Below are 938 nucleotides of genomic sequence, written 5' to 3' on the forward strand. Positions count from 1 at the left end.
CTGCCGTAGCTGCCGGCGGTGAAGTTGTTGGAGAAGTCCGCCGTCACGGTGTCGAGCCCGGTCGGCGCCGTGCCGCCGGCAGTATCCGTTCCTGTGGGACGGGTCTCGTCCAGCACGAGCGTGTCGGTCGGACCGGTCACCGTGCCCGCGGTCGGGCCGCTGTCCTGGATCGTGAACACGCCGGTGCCGAGGTTGAGCGGCGTCGTCACGCTATCACCATCGGCGTCCGTGATGGTCTGCACCACCTGCAGCAACTCAGGGCGCGTCAGCGTCAGCGTCGCAGAATCGTCCGGGTTGGTCGGATCGGAGTGCCAGATGTTGTTGACCTGGGTGAACGTCACGATCCCGGTCGTCTCGTTGATCGTGATCGTGAAGTAGGTCGTGCCGTTCGCCGAGCCGGTGATCGTGTCACCGACCTGGTTGAGCACGATCTGCGTACCTTGGCCGATACCGTCGCCGTCACCGGCGGTCTTGTCGGTCGGATCGAGAGCGTACAGACCGGAGGCGACGTTCGCACCTGTCAGCTTCAGCGTGTAGGTCGTCGATCCAGCACCATCGCTGCCGTAGCTGCCGGCAGTGAAGTTGTTGGAGAAGTCCGCCGTCACGGTGTCGAGCCCGGTCGGAGCTGTGCCGCCTGCGGTGTCGCTGCCAACAGGACGGGTCTCGTCCAGCACGAGCGTGTCGGTCGGGCCAGTCACCGTGCCCGCGGTCGGGCCGCTGTCCTGGATCGTGAACACGCCGGTGCCGACGTTGATCGGCGTCGCAACGCTGTCGCCGTCCGCATCGGTGATGGTCTGCACCACCTGAAGCAGGTTCGCGGCCGACAGGGTCAGCGTCGCAGAATCGTCCGGGTTGGTCGGATCGGAGTGCCAGATGTTGTTGACCTGCGTGAAGGTCACGATCCCGGTCGTCTCATTGATCGTGATCGTGAAGTAGGT

Annotated in this window: 1 protein-coding gene; it reads right to left on the bottom strand. The window is 65.0% G+C overall.

Annotated features, from left to right (window positions below; genetic code table 11):
• Nucleotides 1-938, bottom strand: a 938-nt coding sequence (locus tag PMN64_RS42895; RefSeq protein ID WP_411785125.1) for a DUF5801 repeats-in-toxin domain-containing protein, incomplete at both ends; no start/stop codon positions are given.

The organism is Bradyrhizobium sp. UFLA01-814 (assembly GCF_046718885.1).
In the GTDB taxonomy this organism is placed as follows: domain Bacteria; phylum Pseudomonadota; class Alphaproteobacteria; order Rhizobiales; family Xanthobacteraceae; genus Bradyrhizobium; species Bradyrhizobium elkanii.